This is a genomic window from Pseudomonas sp. H1_D04 (genome assembly GCF_054683855.1).
In genome coordinates this window covers 1,003,834-1,025,964 of record NZ_CP162826.1, presented here as the reverse complement: position 1 = coordinate 1,025,964, position 22,131 = coordinate 1,003,834, and the positions used below count along the sequence as shown (strand labels likewise).

At 60.4% G+C, this 22,131-nt stretch carries 18 protein-coding genes and 1 pseudogene; 10 read left to right on the top strand and 9 right to left on the bottom strand.

The annotated features are described in order from the left end of the window. Positions 1-3: 3 nt before the first annotated feature. The 3 genes from alg8 to yaaA form a co-directional block, all read right to left on the bottom strand. Entirely contained in the window at positions 4-1,485 is a 1,482-nt protein-coding gene (gene alg8, locus AB4N82_RS04815) for a mannuronan synthase (protein WP_032886367.1), read from the bottom strand. Positions 1,486-1,568: 83 nt separating this feature from the next. Next, entirely contained in the window at positions 1,569-2,885 is a 1,317-nt protein-coding gene (locus tag AB4N82_RS04810; RefSeq protein WP_095183884.1) for a nucleotide sugar dehydrogenase, read from the bottom strand. A gap of 873 nt (positions 2,886-3,758) precedes the next feature. Beyond that, positions 3,759-4,538 (bottom strand): peroxide stress protein YaaA, encoded by a 780-nt coding sequence (gene yaaA / locus AB4N82_RS04805; RefSeq protein ID WP_095183885.1) that lies wholly within the window; start codon positions 4,536-4,538, stop codon positions 3,759-3,761. Between the two features lie 119 nt (positions 4,539-4,657). On the opposite strand from yaaA, the gene AB4N82_RS04800 reads away from it, so the two are divergent. The 5 genes from AB4N82_RS04800 (at position 4,658) to moaE (ending at position 8,778) form a co-directional block, all read left to right on the top strand. After that, entirely contained in the window at positions 4,658-5,782 is a 1,125-nt protein-coding gene (locus AB4N82_RS04800) for a polysaccharide deacetylase family protein (protein ID WP_122752431.1), read from the top strand. A gap of 347 nt (positions 5,783-6,129) precedes the next feature. After that, positions 6,130-7,524 (top strand): PhoH family protein, encoded by a 1,395-nt coding sequence (locus AB4N82_RS04795; RefSeq protein WP_032886372.1) that lies wholly within the window; start codon positions 6,130-6,132, stop codon positions 7,522-7,524. Between the two features lie 89 nt (positions 7,525-7,613). Continuing rightward, complete coding sequence (gene moaC, locus AB4N82_RS04790) at positions 7,614-8,087, top strand: cyclic pyranopterin monophosphate synthase MoaC (protein WP_032886373.1); 474 nt, start codon at positions 7,614-7,616, stop codon at positions 8,085-8,087. Further along, complete coding sequence (gene moaD, locus AB4N82_RS04785) at positions 8,084-8,326, top strand: molybdopterin converting factor subunit 1 (protein ID WP_032886374.1); 243 nt, start codon at positions 8,084-8,086, stop codon at positions 8,324-8,326. Before moaC ends, moaD begins: the two co-directional genes overlap by 4 nt. Before the next feature lie 2 nt (positions 8,327-8,328). After that, on the top strand, positions 8,329-8,778 hold the full coding sequence (gene moaE, locus AB4N82_RS04780; protein WP_032886375.1) for a molybdopterin synthase catalytic subunit MoaE: 450 nt from the start codon (positions 8,329-8,331) through the stop codon (positions 8,776-8,778). Between the two features lie 131 nt (positions 8,779-8,909). Here the strand turns inward: moaE and rhlB are convergent, their stop codons facing one another. Together rhlB and AB4N82_RS04770 are read right to left on the bottom strand one after the other, a co-directional pair. After that, entirely contained in the window at positions 8,910-10,373 is a 1,464-nt protein-coding gene (gene rhlB, locus AB4N82_RS04775; protein WP_177326431.1) for an ATP-dependent RNA helicase RhlB, read from the bottom strand. A 96-nt stretch (positions 10,374-10,469) separates the two neighbouring features. Next, positions 10,470-11,126 carry an alpha/beta hydrolase gene (locus AB4N82_RS04770; protein WP_122764763.1) on the bottom strand — a complete coding sequence of 219 codons (657 nt, stop codon included), beginning with the start codon at positions 11,124-11,126 and terminating at the stop codon, positions 10,470-10,472. 347 nt (positions 11,127-11,473) lie between these two features. Here AB4N82_RS04770 and AB4N82_RS04765 point away from each other — a divergent pair, with 347 nt between their 5' ends. From AB4N82_RS04765 to AB4N82_RS04745, 5 genes and pseudogenes are all read left to right on the top strand, one after another. Then, positions 11,474-12,505, top strand: coding sequence for an amino acid ABC transporter substrate-binding protein (locus AB4N82_RS04765; protein WP_010212954.1), 1,032 nt, complete (start codon positions 11,474-11,476; stop codon positions 12,503-12,505). 72 nt (positions 12,506-12,577) lie between these two features. Next, positions 12,578-13,759, top strand: a complete 1,182-nt coding sequence (locus tag AB4N82_RS04760) for an amino acid ABC transporter permease (protein WP_032886379.1) — start codon at positions 12,578-12,580, stop codon at positions 13,757-13,759. A 10-nt stretch (positions 13,760-13,769) separates the two neighbouring features. Then, positions 13,770-14,867, top strand: a complete 1,098-nt coding sequence (locus AB4N82_RS04755) for an amino acid ABC transporter permease (protein WP_032886381.1) — start codon at positions 13,770-13,772, stop codon at positions 14,865-14,867. Positions 14,868-14,878: 11 nt separating this feature from the next. After that, entirely contained in the window at positions 14,879-15,643 is a 765-nt protein-coding gene (locus AB4N82_RS04750; protein WP_003171943.1) for an amino acid ABC transporter ATP-binding protein, read from the top strand. 200 nt (positions 15,644-15,843) lie between these two features. Beyond that, positions 15,844-17,109, top strand: a pseudogene (locus tag AB4N82_RS04745) (CynX/NimT family MFS transporter). On the opposite strand, the gene AB4N82_RS04740 reads toward AB4N82_RS04745, so the two are convergent. The 4 genes from AB4N82_RS04740 to AB4N82_RS04725 form a co-directional block, all read right to left on the bottom strand. Further along, a complete protein-coding gene (locus AB4N82_RS04740) occupies positions 17,106-17,753 on the bottom strand; it encodes a DUF1120 domain-containing protein (RefSeq protein ID WP_122764764.1) in 648 nt (215 codons plus the stop codon). The pseudogene AB4N82_RS04745 and the gene AB4N82_RS04740 overlap by 4 nt on opposite strands. Positions 17,754-17,770: 17 nt before the next feature. After that, a complete protein-coding gene (locus AB4N82_RS04735) occupies positions 17,771-18,889 on the bottom strand; it encodes a DUF1120 domain-containing protein (protein WP_460104523.1) in 1,119 nt (372 codons plus the stop codon). 3 nt (positions 18,890-18,892) lie between these two features. Further along, on the bottom strand, positions 18,893-21,340 hold the full coding sequence (locus tag AB4N82_RS04730) for a fimbria/pilus outer membrane usher protein (RefSeq protein ID WP_122764765.1): 2,448 nt from the start codon (positions 21,338-21,340) through the stop codon (positions 18,893-18,895). A gap of 83 nt (positions 21,341-21,423) precedes the next feature. Further along, entirely contained in the window at positions 21,424-22,119 is a 696-nt protein-coding gene (locus tag AB4N82_RS04725) for a fimbria/pilus chaperone family protein (protein WP_122752436.1), read from the bottom strand. Positions 22,120-22,131: the final 12 nt, after the last annotated feature.

The window sequence follows — 22,131 nt, the reverse complement described above, 5'->3', positions numbered from 1 at the left end:
GGGTCAGACCATCATCAGCAACACGGCGACGAAAATGCTGCCGGCGGAGAAGGTCATGGTCCGAGACGACCAGGTGTTGAACCAACGTTGAAAGCTGGCCAAATCGCGGGTCAGTTTGGTGTCCTGGCGAGTCCAGGACTGTTGATCAAGGCGGAAGAACACGTAGATCTTCACCAGCGCGCCCATGATCTGGTTGTAATAGAGAATCGCCGGGTAAGCCGGGCCGATCTTGTGGCCGGAACACGACAGCAACAGCGTGAGGATCAGGCGGGTAATACCGATCCACAGCAGGTACGCGAGGATGAACGCGCCGCCGTATTTGAAGGTGGCGATAATCGCCACGGTCAGGCCGAGCAGGGAGGTCCACATCGACACGCGCTGGTCGAACAGCACCACGCTGGTGAACAGACCGAGGCGGCGTACGCCCAGGCCGAGGGCGCGGGAGTTCTGGCGCAGGTTGTTGCCGTACCAGCGGAACATCAGCTTGCGGCTGGCCTTGATAAAGCTCTTTTCCGGCGGGTGTTCCACGGTGTTGATCGCGGCGTCCGGCACGTAGAAGGTGTCGTAGCCCAAGCGCATCAGGCTGAACCAGCTGGACTTATCGTCGCCGGTGAGGAACTTGAAGCGGCCCAGGCGCCAGTGTTGCAGCGAGTCGCTTTCCACGTCGGCGATAAAGCCCGGGTCGGTGACCACGCTGGCACGGAACACCGACATGCGACCGGTCATGGTCAGCACGCGCTTGGACAGGGCCATGGAGCACATGTTGATGTGGCGCTGGGCGAAGCGCAGTTTGTGCCACTCGCTCATGATGTAGCCGCCGCGTACTTCGCAGAACTCGTTGGTGGTCAGGCCGCCGACATTGCCGAACAGCTGGAACCACGGCACGGTTTTGCGCACTACGCCTTCGGCAAGCACGGTGTCGCCATCGATCACCGCCACCACGGCGCGGTCGTCCGGCAAGTGGCGGGAGATGGCGCGGAAACCGAAGGCCAGGCCGTCGCGCTTGCCGGTGCCGGCGATGCGCACGAAGTCGAGCTTCACGTGCTCTGGAGGGTTCATCTTCTCCCAGAGGCTCTTGACCAGCAGCTCATCGGACATTTCCACCAGCGAGCAGACCACGGTGGTGGGGAAGCCGCATTCGATGGCCTCGCGGATCACGGAGCTGTAGACCTGCGCGGTGGTCAGCGCATCGATCCTGAAGCTTGTAACCATCAGGAACACGTGGGACGGGTCGGCAGACTTGCCCAGCTTGCGCACTTTACGACGCAGGTGCGGGTAGACCACGTACAAGAACAGCATGCCGCGAAAGAAATGCGTAGCACCCATCGAATAGCGCCAGATACCGACGGCGCCAATCAGGAAAATAAAATTCTTCGACTCGGAGTCGAACGTACTCGCCGGCAACAGCAGGGCGAGACCCATCAGCAGGCTGAGGAAGAACAGCCAGCCGGCGGATTGCAGTAGTACGTGTTTTAACTTGGACATAAGCATCTTCCGAAGGTGAAGGAGGTTTCAGGCGGCGAGCGCTGGGGATGGAAACGCGCGCCGCCTGAAACTTGCCGTTGCTGTTACCAGCAGATGCCTTCGGTGCGACCGGTCGCGCAGGTGGCTTTGGACATGAAGCCCACCAGGTCGATCACTTGCTTGCCGTGCGGTGCGTTCTGCGCCAGGGCGCGGAATTTCTCGTCACGGTTACCGAGGATGATCACGTCGGAGTTATTGATCACGTCGTCGAAGTCCGAGTTGAGCAGGGACGACACGTGCGGGATCTTGCCTTCGATGTAATCTTTGTTCGCACCGTGGACACGGGCGTACTCGACGTTGCTGTCGTAGATGCTCAGGTCGAAACCTTTGCCGATCAGCATTTCTGCCAGCTCTACCAGCGGGCTTTCACGCAGGTCGTCGGTACCGGCCTTGAAGCTCAGGCCCAGCAGGGCGACTTTGCGTTTGTCGTGGCCGGCAACGATGTCGAAGGCGTTCTGCACCTGGGACTCGTTGCTGCGCATCAGCGAGTTGAGCAGCGGCGCTTCCACGTCCAGGGTGCTGGCGCGGTAGGTCAGGGCGCGCACGTCTTTTGGCAGGCACGAGCCGCCGAACGCAAAGCCTGGGCGCATGTAGTACTGGGACAGGTTGAGGGTCTTGTCCTGGCAGACCACTTCCATCACTTCACGACCATCGACGCCGACGGCCTTGGCGATGTTGCCGATCTCGTTGGCGAAGGTCACCTTGGTGGCGTGCCACACGTTGCAGGTGTACTTGATCATCTCGGCAACGGCGATGTCCTTGCGGATGATCGGTGCGTCGAGTTCTTCGTACAGGGATTGCAGGACATCGCCGGAAGCTTTGTCGAACTCGCCGATGACGGTCATCGGTGGCAAGTCGTAGTCGGCGATGGCGGTGGATTCACGCAGGAATTCCGGGTTGACCGCGACACCGAAGTCGACGCCGGCTTTCTTGCCGGAGCAGTCTTCGAGGATCGGGATTACCACGTTGGCCACGGTGCCTGGCAGTACGGTGCTACGTACGACGACGGTGTGGCGGGTGGCTTTGTCACGCAGGACAAAACCGATCTCGCGGCACACGGCTTCGATGTAGTCGAGTTCCAGATCGCCGTTTTTCTTGCTCGGCGTACCGACGCAAATCATCGACAGGTCGGTATCACGGATGGCGTCGGCGAAGTTGGTGGTGCCGCGCAGTCGACCGGTTTCGATACCCTGGCTCAACAGCTCGCCCAGACCCGGTTCAACGATTGGCGATTTGCCAGCGTTGATCAGGTCGATCTTATCCTTGGAGATGTCTACGCCTACCACTTCGTGGCCACGGGCAGACAAGCAACCGGCACACACTGCGCCAACGTAACCTAGACCAAATATGCTGATGCGCATCGCATTTACCTCTGTGTTAATCATGCCAATTAATGGCCGGAGTTCATGTTTGCAAGCGTCACAAATGCCACGAAAGTTAGGCGAATAGACGCCGACTTACCGCGTACAGGCATGTTGAATAATGAGTGACTAACGATTGCACTCAAGTTGTGCGCAACTTGGCCTTATTGTTGGGACCTGCCCTCAAATGCAGCCGGCCTTCCTGGGAGAAGGGCCTGGCGCCAGTGCCGCAGGGCTTTGATAGAGGCGGCAAGCCTTTAAATATCAATGCCTTGGGTTATGTCACTGACCATTAGGGGAGGCTTAGCCCTGGCCTTATAGGGAGAAGCAAATCATCCTTGTCGCCGCTCTTAATTAATCGGTTGGCAATATGACCAATGAGTCAAAGTTTAATATGACAACTTCGCTACTTCCGTTGGTCGCCATGTAAGTCATCTCCTACAGAAACAGAGAATTTCGTTACCGGTGGTATGAGCCGTGCTTTGGGACGAAGTTCCAGACCGCCTATCTAGAGCGCTGAAATTTCTTGAAATATTAGGAGGGATGGCACTAGTACTATATTGATAGCACTTGCTATTTGGGCCAGTAGTTATAGGGAGTTGGCTTGGAGAGATAGTTTTGTGCCACTAGTGTTTTAAAAAAGTGGTGCCACTACGAAAAAAATTTAGAAATGTCGAGTGAAAGAAACGTTAGGAATGCGACAGGATATTTTTTGACGTCAAAACGTTGGCGTTTATCGGATTCAACGCAGATAAAAATGTGGGAGGGGGCTTGCTCCCGATAGCGGTGTATCGGTCACCCAATCAGTGACTGACACCCTGCTATCGGGAGCAAGCCCCCTCCCACATTTGAACATCGGTGCTGTTGAGAGCTTTATTCCGGTGCGTGATCGCGCAAAAACACCAGGTTGTCCGGTTTGGACTGCTCCGCATTGAAGCGATAACCCTGCACATCGAACTGCTTGAGCTTGGCGGGATCGTTGATGCGTTCTTCAATCACAAAGCGGCTCATCATGCCCCGGGCCTTTTTGGCGTAGAAGCTGATGATCTTGTATTGGCCATTCTTCAGGTCTTTGAACTCGGTGTTGATGATCCGCGCGTTCAGGGCTGTGCGCTTGACCGCCGAGAAGTACTCGTTGGACGCCAGGTTGAGCAGCACGTCATCGCCTTGCTCGGCCAGGGCTTCGTTCAGCCATTCGCTGATGCGCGTGCCCCAGAAGGCGTACAGGTCCTTGCCACGTGCGTTGGCCAGTTTGGTGCCCATCTCCAGGCGATACGGCATCATCAGATCCAGAGGGCGCAGCAGGCCGTAAAGGCCCGAGAGCATGCGCAGGTGGTCCTGGGCGTAGCTGAAGTCGGCATCGGTGAAGGTGTCGGCGTTGAGGCCGGTATACACGTCGCCCTTGAATGCCAGCAAGGCTTGTTTGGCGTTTTCGGGGGTGAAAGCCGGGGTCCAGCTGCCGAAACGTGCGGCGTTGAGGCCGCCGATTTTGTCGGAGACGTGCATGAGTTCGCTGATTTGCGCTGGGCTGAACTCACGCAGTTGCTCGATCAATTCCTGGGAGTGGTCCAGGAACTGCGGCTGGGTGAAGCGTGGGGTCGCCGGTTTTGATTCGAAATCGAGGGTTTTGGCGGGGGAAATCACCGTCAGCATGAAGTCGTCTCCTGTAATCGTGGGGGGATTCTAGGGGCTCGGGCGTTTTGACTCCACCTATGATGGCGATAGGCGCGATCCGCTATGATGGCCGGTGACTCTGGAGAGGGAGACCCTGCGTGCGAATAGCGCTTTTGTTGTCGGCTTGCCTGCTGTGCCTGAATGCCCAGGCGGCACCGGTGGATGTAGCCAGCCTGGACCGTGGCACCTGGCCTGAAAAACTCAGCAGCCCTGCGCTGTTCGACGTAGCCTCGCGCGCCGAAATCCTGATGTTCGCCCGCAGCCTGTTGGCCAGTGAGTCCCTGGATGACGCGGCGCTCAAGCAGCGCCTGGGCCTGAGGATCATCAACCAGGCCGCCATCGACGACCTGCGCCGCCAGCTCTGGCAACGCCTGCTGGAAAACTACACCGTCGCCCAGCAGAGCTGCGAGGTGGATGCCTCGTTCTGCTACCTGGTGGAAAACATGGACGACCTGCGCGAACAGGCCGGCAAGTTCGAAGTCAGCCAAGACTCCTTCTATATAGGTTGGGCCGCCCCCAGCCATACCTTCCATGAACGTTACCTGGACGAACTGCTGAGAAAGGCCGCGCTTTTCCCGCAGATCAGCAGCGAAGTTGCTCGGTTTGGCGACCATGAGCGCAATGGCGACGAATTCAACGACCGCCTGTTCCTGCTGACGTTCGACGGCGGCCCTGCACCGGTCAGCGGCAATACCGACTGGCTCGCCGACTACCTGCGCAAGCAGAAGATGAACGCAACGTTCTTTGCCCTCGGCAGCAGCTTGCAAACCCGTGTGGAGCGCAGTTCCGCCGCGCAAGTGGAGGCGTTGTACCAAGGCCAATGCGTCGGCACCCAGGGTTGGCAGTACCGCTCCCACAGCCATTGGGTGGACTGGCAGAGCTCCGTCACCCGCAGTGCGTCGTTGGTACAGAACCTGATGCCGGAAAACTACGTGCCGCTGTTCCGCCCACCGTACGGCCAGCGCCGCGCGGACAGTCAGGGCTTCTTTCAATCCCAGGGTTTGCAGGTGGCGTTGTGGGACATCGATTCCCAGGATGATCCAGGCAAGCTCAAGGCCGAGGAGTCGATGCAGCGCGTGCTCACACTGATGTTGCTATGGCGCAAAGGGGTGATTGTGTTTCACGACACTCAAGACAAAGCGCGGGTGGCATTGCCGCTGTTGCTACAGGCAACGGCGCAGAGTGGCTTGGGTTGGCAGGACTGCCGGGAAGCATTTCGTTAAAAAGATGAAGTGCCCGGCCCTGTTGGGTATGAGGCGTTTTCGGGGTGATTTTGTGCGACATTTCGATGCAGGCGGACTTCCGACTTTAACGGGGTGCATGGCACTCGGCTAGTGCTATTCGTCATCCTGAAAAATAAACTTCAAAAAAGCGTCAAAGTGCTTTTTCCTGTCATGGGTTTTGCGGTATTACGAAGTCAGATCGCCGAAACCTGCAACACAGGTGGCGTCTTCCAAGACTCCTCATGTGGGCACTGCGCTTGACGTCACTCAGGTGCAGTCGGTGGTCGAATCAAGGCGCAGCACTGTCGTGGTATTGCGTCGACTGGCTCCCACAAAGGTGACCGAGTATGGATGATCATGGACGCACCCCTTCTTCCGACCAGCCAATCCTTTATGTGCTTGATACCAACGTATTGATCCACGATCCAAACGCACTGCTCAATTTCGAAGAGCACCACGTCGCCATCCCGATGATCGTGCTTGAGGAACTCGACAAACTCAAAAGTGGGCACCACAGCGTTGCCGCCGAATGCCGCCAGGCCATCCGCCTGATCGACAAGACCCTGGGCGAAGCGTCACCCGAGGACGTTGAAGTCGGCGTGCCGATCCAGCGTGGCAAGAGCGGGCCCAAGGGCTTGCTGTCGATTCTGATGAGCAAGCGCAGCGAGCCCAACAGCCTGCTGCCGGAAAACCTCAACGACAACAAAATCATTAACCAATTGATCGACCTGCACGCGCGTGACAAGGACTTGCGCCTGGTGTTGGTGACCAAAGACATCAATATGCGCCTCAAGGCCCGAGCGTGTGGGATCGCGGCCGAGGACTACAGCACCGACCAACTGGTCGATGACGTTTCAATGCTGTCCCGTGGTTATCACACGGTGACCGGTTCCTTCTGGGACCTCGTGAGCAAGGTCGAAACCCGTCAGGACCATGGCCGCACCTGGCACCAGGTACAACTGATCGACAACCTGCCGGCCGTGCACATCAATGAATTCATCATCGACGAACAGGGCTTCGTGGGCTGGATCAAAGAGATCCAGGTCGACAAGCTGCTGATCCTCGACCTGCATCAGGAACCCCTGTTGCACCAGGAAGCCTGGGGCCTGAAACCGCGCGACATCTACCAGAGCCTGGCGCTGTATGCGCTGCTCGATCCGGACATCCACCTGGTCAACCTGACCGGCGCTGCGGGTTCCGGTAAAACCATCCTCGCCCTGGCTGCCGCCATCGAGCAGACCATGGTGACCAAGCGCTATCGCCGCATCATCGCCACCCGCTCCGTGCAGGGGCTGGACCAGGAAATTGGCTTCCTGCCCGGCACCGAAGCGGAAAAAATGGAGCCGTGGCTCGGGGCGATCACCGACAACCTCGAAGCCTTGCACATGGATGACGAAAACACCCATGGCAGCGTCGACTACATCCTCAGCAAAGTGCCGTTGCAGTTCAAATCCCTCAACTACATCCGAGGTCGCAGCTTCCAGCAGAGCCTGATTTTGATCGATGAATGCCAGAACCTCACGCCGCACCAGATGAAAACCATCATCACCCGTGCCGGCGCTGGTTCCAAAGTGGTGTGCCTGGGCAACCTGGCACAGATCGACACCCCTTACCTGTCCGCGACCAGCTCCGGGCTGACCTACCTGACTGAACGCTTCAAAGACTTCCCGAACGGCGTGCACATTGCGCTGCAGGGTGTTCCACGTTCGATCCTGGCTGAATACGCAGAGTCTCATTTGTAAATGCGGTCAGTGTGGGAGGGGGCTTGCTCCCTCCCACATTTTGTTGTGTGTTGGGTTTACAATCGCGGCTCCTGATCAGGAGTATCGCTGTGCTGACTCATCTCGATTCCCAAGGTCGCGCCCATATGGTCGACGTCACCGACAAGTCCGTGACGTTCCGTGAGGCGGTGGCTGAAGCGCGGGTGCGCATGTTGCCAAGCACCCTGCAAATGATTGTCGACGGCGCCCATCCCAAGGGCGACGTGTTTGCCGTGGCCCGCATCGCCGGGATCCAGGCAGCAAAAAAAACCAGTGATCTGATCCCCCTGTGCCATCCGCTGATGCTCACCGGCGTCAAGGTCGAACTGAGTGCCGATGGCGAGGACGCGGTGCATATCGTGGCGCGCTGCAAGCTGTCCGGGCAAACCGGCGTGGAGATGGAAGCATTGACGGCAGCCAGCGTCGCTGCGCTGACCCTCTACGACATGTGCAAGGCCGTGGATCGCGGCATGACCATCGAAAGTATTCGCCTGCTGGAAAAGCTGGGCGGCAAGAGCGGGCATTTCAAGGCGGATCAAGTATGAGTATTAACGTCCTGTTTTTTGCGCGCTACGCCGAATCGGTGGGCTTCGATTCGCTGGAGATGGAAGGTGAGTTTGCCACCGTGGATGCCGTGCGCCTGGCGCTGGCCAGTGACCCGGAGTTTGCAGTCCTCAACGAGCCAAGTCTGATGTGCGCCCGCAATGAGGAGTTGTGCAGTCTCGACGAACCGGTACACGCCGGAGACGAAGTTGCCTTCTTCCCGCCCGTGACCGGAGGCTGAGCATGGCCATCCGTGTGCAGGTTGAGGCGTTTGATCCCGGTGCTGAAGTTAACGCAATGCACGCGGCCAACGTGGGCGTGGGCGCGGTGGTGAGTTTTGTCGGTTATGTACGCGACTTCAATGATGGTCGCGACGTATCGGGGATGTTCTTGGAGCATTACCCCGGTATGACCGAAAAGGCCCTGGCCAAGATCGCCGTGGAAGCAGAGCAGCGTTGGCCGTTGCTCAAGCTGGACGTATTGCACCGCGTCGGCGCGTTGGAGCCGGGTGAGCCGATTGTGTTTGTCGCGGCAGCCAGTGCCCATCGCCAGGCTGCGTTTGATGCTTGTGCGTTTGTGATGGATTACTTGAAGACGCGAGCGCCGTTCTGGAAGAAGGAAAATACCAGTGAGGGTGCGCGCTGGGTGGAAGGGCGGGACAGCGACCACGCTGCAGCGGATCGCTGGAAGTAGCCAGCCGAACACAGAACCAAATGTGGGAGGGGGCTTGCCCCCGATAGCGGTGTGTCAGTCAATTTAGGTATCGACTGATCCACTGCTATCGGGGGGCAAGCCCCCTCCCACATTTTTGACCGGGTTTCAGCTTACGGGCGCTTGCGTTCTACAGCTCGCAGCAAGTGCGTCGGCGGTGTCTCGCAGCTGATCTTGCGACCCAGCAACGTCTCGATCGACGGCAACTGATACGAGTCATCTTCCCCGGCAAAGCTGATCGACACACCCGCTGCGCCCGCACGGCCAGTACGGCCAATCCGGTGCACATAGTCGTCCGGTACTTCCGGCAGGGTGAAGTTGATCACGTGGCTGATGCCATCGATGTGAATCCCACGGCCCGCCACGTCAGTGGCCACCAGCACGCGGATCTTGCCTTCGCGGAAGCCTTCCAGTGTCTTGATGCGCTTGTGTTGCGGCACATCGCCGGACAGTTGCGCGGCGTTGACACCATCACGTACCAGACGCTCTTCGATGCGGCGTACTTCGTCTTTGCGGTTGGCGAAAACCATCACGCGCTCCCAACCGTTGTCGTTGATCAGGTTGTAGAGCAGTTTGTACTTGTCGGCACCGGCCACCGCGTAGATGTGCTGTTCGACGTTTTCGCTGGCGACGTTCAGCGCTTCAATCTCGACGATGGACGGGTCGGTGGTCCACTGCTTGGCGAGGTTCATCACGTCTTCGGTGAAGGTCGCGGAGAACAGCAGGGTCTGACGCTCGTTTTTCGGCGGGGTCTGACGAATGATCTGGCGCACTTGCGGGATGAAACCCATGTCGAGCATGCGGTCGGCTTCGTCCAGCACCATCACTTCGACCATGTCCAGGTGCACGTCGCCGCGCTGGTTGAAGTCCAGCAGGCGGCCAGGGGTCGCTACCAGAATGTCGCAGTGGCGGGCTTCGAGGTGTTTGAGCTGCTTGTCGAAGTCCATGCCACCGACGAAGGTCATCACGTTAAGGCCGGTGTATTTGGTCAGGTCGGCGGCGTCCTTGGCGATCTGCACCACTAGCTCCCGGGTCGGGGCGATGATCAGCGCGCGCGGTTCACCCATGTAGCGCTCTTTCGGCGGCGGCGTTTGCAGCAGCTGGGTGATGATCGAGATCAGGAACGCGGCGGTCTTGCCGGTGCCGGTCTGGGCACGGCCGATGGCGTCTTTGCCGGCAAGGGTGAAGCCCAATACCTGCGCCTGGATCGGCGTGCAGTACGGGAAGCCCAGGTCCTGGATGGCGTGCATCAGTTCCGGGGCCAGTTTGAAGTCGTGGAAACGGGTTTTACCTTCCTGGGGCTCGACGACAAAGTCTTCGAGTTTCCATGGGATCACCGGCGGTTTAGGGGCGCGTTCCCGGCGAGGCTTGGGGGCGGGCGCGGCTTCAGCCTGAGGGGTTGCCTGTTCGGGCGATGTCACCGGCGGCGTCTTCGGCTGCGCGATAGGAGCGGTCCGGTCGGGCTGTTGGCCGTCATTGCGGCTGCCGGAGGCGGGGACAGGAGCACTGGGGACAGGCGCGAGCGGCTCAGCCTCGCTTTTGCCGAACATCTTCTTAAGTGCTTTGAGCACGGTGATCTCATTAATTGGTTAAGGAATGTACGCCGGGCAGTGTAATGCAAGAATCGGGCGCGGCGTAGTGTGTCTGTCATACGGCTACATAAATGCGGAGTATCAGCCTAGGCGAGCGCTCAACCAGGCGCCAATATCGTGTATCTCCTGAGGTAACACTTCGTGGCCCATTGGGTATTCCTGCCATGTCACGGTGACACCACGGCTCTTCAGGTGTTCGTAAGCCGTACGGCCCATCGCGTTCTGCACCACCTCGTCGTGCTGGCCGTGCAGGCACAGAGCGGGAATGCGCTGCTGGCTGGCGGACAATTCCAGCTCATCGCTGAAAGTGGGCGCGTAGGTGGAGAGGGCGATGACGCCTCCCAAGGCACCCTGCCATTTGGTAAACGCTGTGTGGAAAACCACCGCGCCACCTTGGGAAAAACCGGCGAGGAAAATTCGCGAGGCGTCTATTCCGCTGCTTTTTTCGTTTTTGATCAAATCGGTGACCATTCTGGAAGACTCATCCAGCTCTTCCAGGCTGATCGAACGGGCCGGGCTCATGGCCTTGATGTCGTACCAGCTCGGCATTTCGTAGCCGCCATTAATAGTCACCGCGCGGGTCGGCGCTTGGGGTAATACAAAGCGCGTCGTCAGCAAGCTTTCCTGCAGCGCTTCGGCCACCGGCAAAAAGTCGTAGCGATCGGCACCCAGGCCATGCAACCAGATTACGCAGGCGTCTGCGGGCTTGGCGGGCTGAAGAATCAAGGGTTCGGTCATGTTTGCTCCATAAATGTGCGTGCGCTCCGATTAAGTGCGACGGAACGGTGCGTCATAGGTTGATCTGTTAAGAGAATGTCGCAAGGTTGAATCTTTTCCTATTGACCATGGGCTGAAACGACTCAGCCACCACTCTGGTACGGCGCTTGCTATGTGTAGGTCGATGTCAGAACTATCCCGGGACGGTAACACTATCAGTGACTGCCGTTTATGGGATAGCCGCTGGAATTACTGCGACAGCCTCATGCCGCTTGACCCTAAAAAAAACCAACACGGGTCAATATCGCCTCATAAGGGTGCGCTGAGGTTCGAGCTCCGACACAACAAGAGCGTATTTGGAGGTTTGAATGAAGGTATTGAAATCCACCCTGGCCATCGTTTCCGCGGCCGCTGTACTGGGTGTCAGTGGTTTCGCCCAAGCTGGCGCCACTCTGGACGCCGTGCAGAAGAAAGGCTTCGTGCAATGCGGCGTGAGTGACGGCTTGCCGGGTTTCTCGGTACCGGATGCCAGCGGCAAGATCCTCGGGATCGACGCTGACGTTTGCCGCGCTGTCGCTGCTGCTGTGTTCGGCGACGCGACCAAGGTCAAGTTCAGCCAGTTGAACGCCAAGGAGCGTTTCACCGCGCTTCAGTCTGGCGAAGTCGACATTCTGTCCCGTAACACCACCATGACCAGCTCTCGCGACGCCGGCATGGGCCTGAAATTCCCAGGCTTCATCACCTACTACGACGGCATCGGCTTCCTGGTTAACAACAAGCTGGGCGTAAAAAGCGCCAAGGAACTGGACGGTGCAACCATCTGCATCCAGGCCGGTACCACCACCGAGCTGAACGTTTCCGACTACTTCCGTGGCAACAACCTCAAATACACCCCGATCACCTTCGACACCTCCGACGAAAGCGCCAAGTCGCTGGAATCCGGTCGTTGCGACGTACTGACCTCCGACAAGTCCCAACTGTTCGCCCAGCGCAGCAAGCTGGCCGCGCCGAAGGACTACGTGGTTCTGCCGGAAACCATCTCCAAAGAACCGCTGGGCCCAGTCGTGCGTAACGGCGACGACGAGTGGCTGGCCATCGTGCGCTGGGTTGGCTACGCCATGCTCAACGCTGAAGAAGCCGGCATCACTTCCAAAAACGTTGAAGCTGAAGCCAAATCCACCAAGAACCCGGACGTTGCACGTCTGCTCGGTGCTGACGGCGAATACGGCAAAGACCTGAAAGTGAAGAAAGACTGGGTCGTACAGATCGTCAAGCAAGTCGGTAACTACGGCGAAGTGTTCGAGCGCAACCTCGGCAAGAGCACCCCGCTGGAAATCGACCGTGGCCTGAACGCACTGTGGAACAACGGCGGCATTCAATACGCACCCCCTGTGCGCTGATCGCTGATGGTTCTGTCACCCGGTGGGCCAACCGCCGGGTGATGTTCTGTTCCATTCTTTCCGGGGCACTTCATGCAAAATCAAATCGGCGCACCAAAGCAGAAGCTCAGCTTCAGCGATCCCAAAGTGCGTGCGTGGCTCTTCCAGATCATCACGATTGTGGCGGTGATCTCGCTGGGCTGGTACCTCTTCGACAATACCCAGACCAACCTTCAGCACCGAGGCATTACCTCGGGTTTCGACTTTCTTGAGCGCAGTGCCGGGTTCGGCATCGCGCAGCATTTGATCGACTACACCGAATCGGACAGCTATGCCCGCGTCTTTGTAATCGGCTTGCTCAATACCTTGCTGGTGACCGTGATCGGCGTGGTCCTGGCGACTTTGCTCGGTTTCATCATTGGCGTGGCGCGTCTGTCGCCGAACTGGATGATCAACAAGCTGGCGACCGTGTATGTGGAAGTGTTCCGCAACATTCCGCCGCTGCTGCAAATCCTGTTCTGGTACTTCGCGGTGTTCCTGACCATGCCGGGGCCGCGTAACAGCCATAACTTCGGCGACACCTTCTTTGTCAGCAGCCGTGGCCTGAATATGCCGGCAGCGCTTGCCGCTGATGGGTTCTGGCCGTTCGTGGCCAGTGTGGTGGTGGCGATCGTGGCAATCGTGGCGATGGCGCGTTGGGCCAACAAACGCTTTGAAGCCACCGGCGTTCCGTTCCACAAATTCTGGGCGGGCCTGGCGCTGTTCTTCGTGATCCCGGCGTTGTGCGCCCTGATCTTCGGTGCACCGCTGCACTGGGAAATGCCCACGCTGCAAGGTTTCAACTTTGTCGGCGGCTGGGTGCTGATCCCTGAGCTGCTGGCGCTGACCCTGGCGCTTACCGTGTACACGGCAGCGTTTATCGCCGAGATCGTGCGTTCGGGCATCAAGTCCGTCAGCCACGGCCAGACCGAAGCTGCGCGCTCCCTGGGCCTGCGCCCTGGGCCGACGCTGCGCAAGGTCATCATCCCGCAAGCCCTGCGGGTGATCATTCCGCCGCTGACCAGCCAATACCTGAACCTGGCGAAAAACTCGTCGTTGGCCGCCGGTATCGGTTACCCGGAAATGGTTTCGCTGTTTGCCGGCACGGTGCTCAACCAGACCGGCCAGGCCATCGAAGTCATTGCCATCACCATGAGCGTGTACCTGGCGATCAGCATCAGCATTTCCCTGCTGATGAACTGGTACAACAAGCGCATTGCGCTGATCGAGCGGTGAGGAAACGCCCATGAGTACGCATACTTTCAAACCTGATATGCCGCCGCCGAGCAAAGTCTTCGGGCCGGTGGCATGGATGCGCGCCAACTTGTTTTCCAGTTGGCTCAACACCCTGCTGACGCTGTTGGCGTTCTACCTGATCTACCTGGTGGTGCCGCCGATCCTGCACTGGGCCATCCTCGACGCCAACTGGGTTGGGACGACCCGCGCCGATTGCACGAAAGAAGGCGCCTGCTGGGTGTTCATCCAACAGCGCTTTGGGCAGTTCATGTACGGCTACTACCCCGGCGACCTGCGCTGGCGTGTAGACCTGACCGTGTGGCTGGCCATCGTTGGCGTGGCACCGTTGTTCATCTCGCGTTTCCAACGCAAGGCGATCTACGGCCTGAGCTTTCTGGTGCTGTACCCGATCATTGCGTTCTTCCTGTTGCACGGCGGGATCTTCGGCCTGACCAACGTGGCGACCAGCCAGTGGGGCGGCCTGATGCTGACCCTGGTGATCGCCACCGTCGGTATCGCCGGCGCCTTGCCTCTGGGCATCGTGCTGGCGCTGGGACGGCGTTCGAACATGCCGGCAATTCGTGTGATCTGCGTGACGTTCATCGAGTTCTGGCGCGGCGTGCCGTTGATCACCGTGCTGTTCATGTCCTCGGTGATGCTGCCGCTGTTCCTGCCTGAAGGCATGGGCATCGACAAGCTGCTGCGGGCGTTGATCGGCGTGATCCTGTTCCAGTCGGCCTATGTGGCCGAAGTGGTGCGTGGTGGTTTGCAGGCGATCCCTAAAGGTCAGTACGAAGCGGCTGCAGCGATGGGCTTGGGTTACTGGCGCAGCATGGGCCTGGTGATTCTGCCGCAAGCCTTGAAGCTGGTGATCCCCGGTATCGTCAACACGTTTATCGCGTTGTTCAAGGACACCAGCCTTGTGATCATCATCGGCCTGTTCGACCTGCTCAACAGTGTCAAGCAAGCCGCCGCCGACCCGAAATGGTTGGGCATGGCCACTGAAGGCTACGTGTTCGCCGCCCTGGTGTTCTGGATTTTCTGTTTTGGTATGTCGCGCTATTCCATTCATTTGGAACACAAGCTCGACACAGGCCACAAGCGTTAGGAGTTGTTGTTATGAGCGAAGCAATCAAACAGCCTGTGAGCCCTGAAGGCATTATCCAGATGCAGGGCGTCAACAAGTGGTACGGCCAGTTCCACGTGTTGAAAGACATCAACCTCAACGTCAAGCAGGGCGAGCGTATCGTGCTGTGCGGCCCGTCGGGTTCGGGCAAGTCCACCACCATCCGCTGCCTCAACCGTCTGGAAGAGCACCAGCAAGGCCGCATCGTGGTCGATGGCGTGGAACTGACCAACGACCTCAAGCAGATCGAAGCGATCCGCCGTGAAGTCGGCATGGTGTTCCAGCACTTCAACCTGTTCCCGCACCTGACCATCCTGCAGAACTGCACGCTGGCGCCGATGTGGGTGCGCAAGATGCCTAAGCGCAAGGCCGAAGAAATCGCCATGCACTACTTGGAGCGCGTGCGCATTCCGGAGCAGGCCCACAAGTTTCCGGGGCAACTGTCCGGCGGCCAGCAACAGCGTGTGGCGATTGCCCGGGCGCTGTGCATGAAGCCGAAAATCATGCTGTTCGACGAACCGACCTCGGCCCTCGACCCTGAAATGGTGAAGGAAGTACTCGACACCATGATCGGCCTGGCTGAAGACGGCATGACCATGTTGTGCGTAACCCACGAAATGGGCTTTGCCCGCACCGTGGCCAATCGCGTGATCTTCATGGACAAAGGCGAAATCGTTGAGCAAGCGGCGCCGAATGACTTCTTCGACAACCCGCAGAACGATCGGACCAAGTTGTTCTTGAGCCAGATTCTGCATTGATCGACAGGTGATGCTTAACCATAAACCCGGCCTGGCGCCGGGTTTATTTTTGCCTGTTCAAAAAAACCGTTGCCTTGCCCTCGTAGGAAAGTCCGAATAGCCTGTGGGCAAATTCATCCAATGATTGGACAAACCGCGCAACCCCGCCTTGAGCGAGTTGTACCACTCCTTCTACGCCATCCTCGGCGCCCAGTTGATCCATGAACCTTGAAGCCAAACGCACGACTGAACTTGAAGAACTGTTGATCGACGCCGAAGCAGACGACGACATCGTGCAGCAGGCGCCCGCGCCGCTGAACCGCCCTTGGTTGTTGCTGCTGAGCCTGGTCCTGGTGGCGTTGAACCTGCGTCCGGCGCTGTCGAGCATGGCGCCGGTGCTCGGTGAAGTGTCCAGCAGCCTGGGCTTGTCAGCCGCCAGGGCCGGTCTGCTGACCACGTTGCCAGTGTTGTGCCTGGGGCTCTTCGCGCCCCTGGCGCCGATCCTGGCGCGGCGTTTTGGCGCCGAGCGCGTGGTGCTGGGAATTCTGTTGAGCCTGGCGGCGGGCATCCTGCTACGCAGTTCGTTCGGCGAAGTGGGCCTGTTCGCCGGCAGTCTGATTGCCGGCGCAAGCATTGGGATTATCGGCGTGTTGTTGCCAGGCATCGTCAAGCGTGATTTCGCTCGACAGGCCGGCGCCATGACCGGCGTGTACACCATGGCGCTGTGCCTGGGCGCGGCGCTGGCGGCAGGCGCAACGGTGCCGTTGAGTCATTACTTCGGCGACAGTTGGCCGATAGGCCTGGGCTTCTGGATCTTGCCGGCGCTGATGGCGGCCGTGTTCTGGTTGCCCCAGGTCGGGCATAAACAGGGCGCGCATCAGGTGGCGTACCGGGTCAAGGGCTTGCTGCGTGACCCACTGGCCTGGCAGGTGACCTTGTACATGGGCCTGCAATCGTCCCTGGCGTACATCGTGTTTGGCTGGCTGCCGTCGATCCTGATCGGTCGTGGCCTGAGCGCCACCGAGGCCGGGTTGGCGCTGTCCGGCTCGATCATTGTGCAATTGGTCAGTTCGCTGGCCGCGCCGTGGCTGGCCACCCGGGGCAAGGACCAGCGCCTGGCGATTGTGGTGGTGATGCTGCTGACCCTCGGCGGGCTGTTCGGTTGCCTCTATGCACCGCTCGATGGCTTGTGGGGCTGGGCGATTTTGCTTGGGCTGGGGCAGGGCGGCACGTTCAGCCTGGCGTTGACCCTGATCGTGCTGCGTTCCCCTGATGCCCACGTGGCGGCCAACCTGTCGAGTATGGCCCAGGGCTTCGGTTACACCCTGGCCTCGCTCGGCCCATTGGCCGTGGGCCTGGTGCATGACTGGACCGGCGGCTGGTCGGCCATTGGCTGAATCTTCGCGGTGCTTGGTGTCGGTGCGATCGCCGCGGGCCTTGGCGCCGGGCGGGCGCGGTATGTGCAGGTGACCAGCGAGAAAATCTAGAGGTACACCACCTCCAGCGTGGCGAGGCCGTCGAGCGCGATGTCGCGGCTCAGGTCGAGGTTTTGCGTGGCGTTGATCACGGTCTCGACCTGCACCGTGCTGGTCAATTCTTGAATCGCCGAAGGGCCCGCCGTGCTGCCGGCGATGTCCGTGAACCCAAGGTAACTCTTGGCGCCGATGTTGATCGGGTTGAGGTTGGCAGTGCGCCAGGCCAGGCCACCGGTGGTGGACTCGGTGCCATACACCAGCGTGCTGCCGTCGACGATGGTCTGGCGCGGGTCGAAGGCCATCGAGTACAGACCGATGCGGTTACCGCTATGGTCCAAGCCCAGGCCGTAGTAAATCTCGCTGTTGACCATCGCCGAACCGTCACGATTGTCCCGCATGCGCAAGGCGAAGCGGTTCGCGCCGTTGCAGGCAATCCTGACTTGCAACGGCTTGATGGGCAGACGCGTGCCCTTGTCCACGTTGAGGTCCTGATGGGAGATCTTGCCGTAGTCGATGACTGCACCGTTGGACAGCAGCGGCGTACAGGCGGTGGGCGTGAGACGGCCTGTGACCGCCAGATCCACCTGCGAGGCCGCCTGAGCGGCGGTGCCTGCGGCCAGCAGCAGGGAAAGAAGGGCGATGTTGTGCGTTTTCATGAGGCTGATCCCTTGGGTTACAGGTAAATGATTTCGAGGGTGCCGGCGCCGTTGATGTGCACCATGTTGCGCAAGTCCAGCGATTCCATCGGCGCCAGGTAGGCCTTGATGCGCAGCGTGCCGGAGAGGTTCTGGATCGGCACCGGCCCCAACGTGCTGGCGGTGCGGTCGGTAAAGCCCATTAGGCTGTTGGCGGCGATGGGGATTTGGCGCGGGCTGGAGCTGCTCCACGCCGCCCCACCACTGGTGGAGTCGGTGCGATACAGCGGGCCGAGGGCATCAGCGCTGAACTCGGCCGGGTCGATGTTCACGTAGTAGCGCCCGATCTTGTTGTGGCTGTAGTCCACGTCCAGGCCGTAGGCGGTTTCATCGGTGCCGCCGGTGGCGGAACCGTTGCGGTTGTCATGCATCTTCAGGGCGAAGGGCGTGGCGGCGTCGCAGCTCACGGAAAACTGCAAGGTCCGCGTGGGCAGCGGCGTTTCACTGGTGGCGCTCAAGTCCTTGGCCAGCAGCCTGCCGTAATTCACCAGCCCGCCATTGGACAATAGCGGCACGCACGCCACAGGGGCGAAGTGCGCTTGCAGGGTCAGCTCTCGCTCGCTTTGCGGGTGGGAGACGCGGCCGGTCACTTCCCAAGTGGTCGCGTCCCGCACGCGTGTGGCGGCAGCATCGGCCCAGGCGCTCACGCTCAGTTGCAGCGTGAAATGCTTGCCGGTCAGCGGTGTGCCGTTGAGCATCGGGGCGATCCCGTGCCCCGGCCGCCAGCCGAGTGCGGCGCCGGTGGCCACGGGCGGCTGACCGTTGGCGGGCAGCAACCCTAGGTTGACCGCCTGGCCATCCAGCATTCCGTCGCTGACCTGTATGGCGTAGCTGCCGTGCTTGGTGAATTGCAGGCGCTCGGCACTTGCGGCGACAGCGCGATAGAACAGGCTCATGTCGCCGGGTTGCGCGCAGTTGAGTGTCAGGCTCAGACGGCGCTCGCCGAGTAGACGCTGGGGGGCGCTGTCGTGCTGCGCGGCGCGGTTCATCGAGCCGAAATCCAGGCGCGCCTCGCTGAGGTTTAACTGGCATTCATCCGCGGCCAGGGCGCAGTTGGACACTATCAGCAGCAGGCAGGCAACTCTCAGGATGGGCATCGGTCATTCTCCAGGGGTATGGCAGCGGGCGTCGGCGGTTTCGAAATACACCGTGGGGTCGGGCTTGGTCGGCAGGTCGAAGCGCAGTTCACAGCGCCCGATGTCGGCGTTGCTGACCCACAGCGTGGTGTGCTCCAGCACGTTGGGCAGGAATACCTGGCTTCCATCCTGGACCAGGGTGATGAACTCGCCCTCGGCCGTGCTTACCACCGCGCCGCGCGGCAGCGGTTGGCCCTGATCAGTGCGTGCGGTGAGCAGCAACCGACGGGTGAGCGCCACGCCGAACTCGACACGATCCACCGCACCGCGCCCGGCCGAAATCATCGCCAGGCCGTTGTTGATGTCGGCATTGCGCGGTAGCGAACGGGTCTGCACTTCGACCGGACTGCGGCCATAGGCGTTGACCTGGGACACCACCGCTTGCCCCTGCCAGTCGGTCCAGACCGGGCCGCTGGGGGTGCTGAGTTTGATGCCGCTCATGTCGCCCACTGACACCAGTGCGAACGTGTCGCGCACGGGATACGGCGAGAAGGTCAGACCGCTGCGGTGGGCCACCACGGCGCCGCGAGCGCCGCCTTGGTAGCTTGAACGTTCACTGTCGCTGCGGCTGTAGCTCAGGTCCAACTGGCTGTAGCGGGGCAGGGTGGACACGCCGACGGTGGTCTCGACCTGGCGGTCGCGGGTGTCGTATTCGGCGCTGACGCGGTAGCTGAGTTGATCGTCGATCTGCTCGTTGAGCCCGACTCCCGAGCGATGCTCGCCTCCCGAATTGCGCACCCACGCGCGGCCCCGGCGACGCTCGCCGAGGGGCAGGCTGAGGTTCAGGTACACCGCGTTGTCCTGCTGTTGGCGACCGCCCATCTGCCATTCGGCGCTGGCGGACAGCGATACGCCGCCCACACTGGTGCCCCACGAGGCCAGGGCACGGCTGCTGGTCTCATCGTCAAAATTGCTGGAACGCGACACCCCGGCGCTGAACGCCCCTAGCGATGGGTGCGACCAGCCGAGTGTGACGCTTTGCTGGTCGCGGTAACGTGAGCGGCGATGGTGGTCGGGTTGGGTGTCGTAAGTGGTTTCTTCCAGATCGCGATAGCCCGGCGTGCGCCAGGAGTTGGCCGCGCTGAATGACCATTGCTCACCCAGGCGCTGGGACCATGCGAGGTCGGTCTGCATGCCTTGGGCCTTGTCGTGGGACTGCGCATCGGAGAACTGGCTGGCCAGTTGCACTTGGCTGTCGAGCCCTGGCAGCCAGGCCAGGCTTGCGCCCACGCCGCGATATTCGCTGGCCGCGAGCAGGCCGCCGCCCACCGAGACTTGCGGGTGCACGGCGCCGTTCCAGCCGGCGCTGACAACCCAGGGGTCATCGCCTTTGGCGTCACCTATATTGCGTACGCGACCTGCGCCCACCGAATAACCGGCTGCCGGCAGGCCCAGGCCAAGCATCGCTGCCGGCACGGTAAAACGGCGCTCCTCGCCGGTGCTTTCCCGAACAGTCACTTCGACGTCCGAGCGGGTGTTCAAGCGCCGCACATCGCGCAAGGCGAACGGGCCGGCGGGGACTACCGTTGAGTGGATTAACGCGCCGTTCTGCCGCACTTCGACCTGCGCCGGGCTGTTGGCGATGCCCTCGATGGTCGCACCTTGCTCCTGGTCCAGCAGTGCCTGCTCGGTGAACACCTGCACGCCATTGATCTGCGCCCCGGACAGCACCGGGTTGTAGAGGCTGATCTGCCCGGCTTGCAGCACCGCCTGATGCTGGGCGAAGGTGCGCTGGGCGTAGGCTTCCAGGTGGGTACTGCGCGACAGGCCGTCCTGCCAGGTCTGCACCTGGCGGCTGCGCACGATCCAGTCGCCGGCGTTGAAGCCAACTTCGGTATTGGCCGAGCCGAAGCGGTTGGTGTCATCGCCCAACTGATTGTAGAAACCGCTCAGGTCATAGTTGAGCAAGGCCGCGACGCCGCCGGCCTGATACCCCGAGACATCCTGCTTCAGCGGTCGCAGGGCCTCGGTCGGCACCACCAGCGACACCGTCAGGGTGGCCGGGTCGGGTTCGATCAGGCTCTGGGGAAATTGGGCGAGAAAGTCGTGGCATTTGCCGCTGTCGTCCGGGATCACCAGGTTGGCGGCGTCCAGTAACGTGCGGTCGAAACACAGAGCACCCTGTTGATCGAAACGGGCTTGCAGACGACCACGGTTTTGGCCGTTGACCCGCAGCGTCACCGCGTGTTTGCCAGCGGTAAAGCGCGGAGCTTCCAGCAGCAGGCTGGCCAGTTGCGGATCAATGCCGCGCTGGCTCAGGGTCTTGGAATCGAAACCGGAATCGGCATCGGCCCAGGTCACTTCAGGGAGCAGGGCGCAGGTTAACAGCCACGCCGGCAGGGCAAGGTGGGTGGGTGCGGCGGGCACGGCTTTGCCGTCACGATCATTCACGACTGTTTTTACCAAAGGCATTAAGTGTTGGACGTCTGTGCGTCGCGGTGACGGTCATTGCGCCGTCACTTCGTATTTACAGGCGCGAGCGTCTGTTTTTTTCGTTAGAGCACGGTGATAGGGGCTTCGTAGGCGGCCACCGCGAAGCCATAGAGGGTGGCCGGTTGCAGCCGGACAGTTTGGGCGCCGGTGCCGGTTACCGGTACACGCAATCGCTCGCCCGGCAACACGTAGGTGCGCGGCAGCATCGCCTTGCCGTTACCCGGAAGCAGGCTCAGTTCCTGGGCCAGTCGCACCACATACGGCGTGTCATTACTGACCTGCAATTGGTTGTTCTCAAGGGCCCAGGTCAAACCGGTCCAGGGCGTGCGATTGGGCGCCAGCCCTTCGGGATGAATGATCACCGGCAGGTTCTGGCGCACGGTCACGCCGACGCGGGCATGCCCTGCTTTGGTGGCGGCTCGGCCGGTGGGCATGCCTTCGAAAATCACCCGTTTGAGCCGCTGCGTCATCAGCGGCTGCTGCGCCTGCAAAATGAAACGCACCAGTTGCGATTTGCCGGGGTCGACGCGTGCCAGCGGGGGAGTGACTACCAACAACGGCTCTGTGTCTTCCGGAATGTTTTCGAGGGTGACGTGCAGCAGGGCCAGTTGGCTGTCGGTGTTAGTCACCGAAGCACTGGCCTCGCCCTCGCTTTCATGCACGATCACCACGGAGGTGTCGGGGACCATTCCGTCGGCCCTGGCATTCAGGCTGAACAGAAGTGTCAGGGCCGCGATGTTCAAAAGTAACGTCGTCATGACGGGGTTCCA